At 44.2% G+C, this 3,164-nt stretch carries 4 protein-coding genes; 1 reads left to right on the top strand and 3 read right to left on the bottom strand.

The window, feature by feature from the left end:
• The 3 genes from AKL11_RS14200 to AKL11_RS14190 all read right to left on the bottom strand — a co-directional run.
• Nucleotides 1-267, bottom strand: a 267-nt coding sequence (locus AKL11_RS14200) for a transposase (RefSeq protein ID WP_172807295.1), incomplete at its 3' end; no start/stop codon positions are given.
• Between the two features lie 14 nt (nucleotides 268-281).
• Nucleotides 282-599: a nucleotidyltransferase domain-containing protein gene (locus AKL11_RS14195; protein WP_095210397.1), complete on the bottom strand. Its 318-nt coding sequence runs from the start codon at nucleotides 597-599 to the stop codon at nucleotides 282-284.
• 516 nt (nucleotides 600-1,115) lie between these two features.
• Entirely contained in the window at nucleotides 1,116-1,463 is a 348-nt protein-coding gene (locus AKL11_RS14190; RefSeq protein ID WP_067518616.1) for a hypothetical protein, read from the bottom strand.
• A gap of 424 nt (nucleotides 1,464-1,887) precedes the next feature.
• Between AKL11_RS14190 and AKL11_RS14185 the strand changes: the two genes are divergently transcribed.
• Nucleotides 1,888-3,057, top strand: a complete 1,170-nt coding sequence (locus AKL11_RS14185) for a tyrosine-type recombinase/integrase (protein ID WP_067518614.1) — start codon at nucleotides 1,888-1,890, stop codon at nucleotides 3,055-3,057.
• Nucleotides 3,058-3,164 lie beyond the last annotated feature (107 nt).

Below are 3,164 nucleotides of genomic sequence, written 5' to 3'. Positions count from 1 at the left end.
GATGGAGTCATAAGTTGCTTTCTCCAGTTTGCGACTGGAGAAGACACCTGTTGCATATCCATAGAACAATAACGACAGCATGAGGGATGGATGCCAGGCTTTAGAACCCCTTCCTTTATAGGCGCTGATCAAAGGTGTGAGGTCTAGCTGCTCAACCACCTCTACAACAAAGCGAGCAAGATGCRCCTCTGGCAGATAATCCTGAACAGTGGCAGGAAAAAAGTCAGGGATGTCTCGGTCAATGGGTCTGAAAGTCCATTTGTTCATTGGCTGGCTGTCTTTTACGATCTTGCGGGTATTATACTCAAAAGTTGTTCTAAGTCCGACAGGCTCCTAGGTTCGCCCACATGCTCGCCGGTAAAGCCGGCAGCCATTTCGCCTAAATTTGAAATGATAGATAAGCGATCATTCATTATTGCTCCGAACTCCTCTGGTTCTACGGCAATAAGTAGGTCTATATCGCTATAAATATCTAGTGAGTTGTCAGCATATGAGCCCGAAACGGCAACACCGACAATTCTCGTGTCCTTTGCCAGCTTTGGCAGGCACTGTTCAATAAACTCTTGGTGAAGGGTAGGAAGTGAGCTTGGAAATTGCATGTTTAATTATTTAACTCTTACTGTTCATATTCACCAATTTCGAAATGGTGTCTGCAAGAATTTCAAACAGCATTATAGAATAATTGCATTGATGTGGTCTTTGCCATTCGTATGGTTACGTATGGCCTGCCTTGCAGGTGCATTGTCTTATAATGAGCGAATATGATTCCATATGATCGGGTACTTAACATCAAAAGATCGTGGGTCCCTGCGATGTTACATTTATTGCGGGTACGAACGGGCGCGATATTTCGTTAGTGATTGGCGCCGAAGAAATAATCAAAACACTCGCTCGACCGTTTCCTAATGGGTAGAGCAGAAACGGATGCTTCCCGCAGAGGCAACAAAAGAAGGTGGACGTTGGCGAACGTCCTGAACACCTTACCTGAAAGAGATCATGGATTATCTGTCGCCGCTGTCACCGGTTGAGTAGGTGATGTTTATGAAAGGCGCACAGGTGGGCGGTACGGAGTGCGGCAATAACTGGCTGGGCTATGTAATTGATCGAACGGTATGTCAATGAAAGGCTGGTGCCTGAGTTTGACCCACCAGCGATTGCACCTTATTCATTTTCTTGCTGATATGAGCTAACAGCAGGGCAGTAAGAATGGCTGCTTCCTTTTCACCGTATTCGGTTTCGCTCCTCACCAGATCCACTACCGCTTTATAAGTTCGTAGTTTCACCGGCTCATCACTGTCGCTGAACATAGCAGCGTGGGTGGCTTGCATAATGGCCATTTCAAACTCAATGCCCAGGATTTTTGTGTAGTTCCTGAGGTGTTTCTCACATTCTTTGCTTTTCATGGTGCTAATGGTTGCGGCGAGTTTGGTGTCTGGCAGTTGGAGCAGGTCGCGGGTTTTCATGGTTTGTTAAGCACTTCTTTTACAAATGTTGTCAGGTTGGGGTTGAGTTTAATGGATGCGCCCGGGAAAGCGAGTCTGGATCAGGGGGATACAAAAGAAACGGTACCATTTTATCGGTCTACCATCGCAGCGAAATGCGGCGAAGGTACGATTTGGTACCATTTATTAGGCTTAGGTTACAATCAAATTGAAACCTAAAATTTTTCCGATCAGTCTAACTCGTTGATTTCATTATCAAAATGGTCACTGTGAAATTCGTACCACATATCGATATCATAGACAGCTATTATCGTAAGTTACTGATTTCTCGCTGTCATAATAGTTTATTGCGCACTATAAATCACTTTCAGATACTATTAATTCATAGCGATTGTATACCGGATTGTATACCAAAAATAATAATCTATAAGTACGTTAGTTCTATATGACAATACAGTGCTTCAAACGGAAGCGAAAAACGGGCATTGCCTATATTTACCAGGTTTCTGTCAGGAAGGATCATTACACAGCCCGGGAGAGCTTATCATTTCCAGACAAGACTTCTGGCAAGACCTGGGCAAAGAAAGTTGAGGCTGAAATGTTGCGTCAGGCCGAGCAGGAAGAGCCTGAAGATTTGTCCACTAAAGCAAAAACAGGTGATATTACCCTTCAAAATTATCTGGAAATGTATCGTCAAAAGATGGCGTCGTTGCCAAAAGATCAGCAAATCAGTTATCGGGATACTCTTGCGATCAAGTTCTGGGAGCGCAGTTGGCTTGCAAAGAAACGCTCCAAAGAAATTTCCGATAAACATTTAATCAAGTTACTTGATGAACGTTTGGCAACGGTGACGCCTGCCACAAATCAGTTGTATGTTTCCGTTCTTCGTCGTGCAATTGATTGGCAGAAACGATTGGGTGTTTATTTCAAACGCTTTATTACTGAAGAAGTTATGAAAGAATTGTGGAAGCTAAAGCTGATTGGCAAATCAAAAGAGGATGATACCCGGCCAACGGAAGAGCAGGTTTATTTGCTCTATCAAGCATTTCTGGATGGTTACAATAAGCATTCTTCTCTCATTCCATATCATCATTTAATGTTGTTCAGTATTTACAGCAGTTTCCGGGAGGGAGAAATTTGCCGTATACGGCACAGTGATTTTGATATGGAAAATGGCCTTATTATTATTCGGGACAGAAAAGACCCGAAGAAAAAATACAGTAACCATCAGAAAGTGCCTATTTGCTCTGTGTGTCAGGAAATTATTGCACGACAGCCAAGGTTTGAAGGGGATGACCGGATATTTCCCTATAAGGCTCTGACGGTTTCTGTTAAATTCTCTGAACGCACCAAAGCACTGGGCTTTCCTGAGCTACGCTTTCACTCATTTCGCCACGATGGTATCTCCCGTTTCTTTGAGCAGGATATGTCGATACCAGAGGTTGCCCTGCGCAGTGGACACAAGACTTGGGACAACCTTCGGCGCTACACCCATTTGATTCATCGGAACCCGCCTGATTTATGGGGACGCTGTAAGGCGATTGAGGCGAAGTATTGGGCAGAAAATGAAGTCAGGAATACCCGGGTGCAAAAAAAGTTGCAGCAGCTAGTGTAGTGCGCCGTTCTTTTTGCTGCTTAAGCGGCAATTAGCTCGAACTACCTTCTCCAGTATGTCATTAGCCTTGGCTGTCCATATAAACGGCTTGGGCTTCTCGTTATGTT

It is taken from the genome of Endozoicomonas ascidiicola, from assembly GCF_001646945.1.
Classification (GTDB): Bacteria; Pseudomonadota; Gammaproteobacteria; order Pseudomonadales; family Endozoicomonadaceae; genus Endozoicomonas; species Endozoicomonas ascidiicola.
The sequence above is the reverse complement of the archived record's forward strand: the minus strand, read 5'-3'. Positions and strand labels throughout refer to the sequence as shown.

What these genes read in the sequence shown, in the direction of transcription:
- AKL11_RS14195 (WP_095210397.1), bottom strand. Translation starts at nt 599, where the DNA reads ATGCAATTTCCAAGCTCACTTCCTACCCTTCACCAAGAGTTTATTGAA.
- AKL11_RS14190 (WP_067518616.1), bottom strand. Translation starts at nt 1,463, where the DNA reads ATGAAAACCCGCGACCTGCTCCAACTGCCAGACACCAAACTCGCCGCA.
- AKL11_RS14185 (WP_067518614.1), top strand. Translation starts at nt 1,888, where the DNA reads ATGACAATACAGTGCTTCAAACGGAAGCGAAAAACGGGCATTGCCTAT.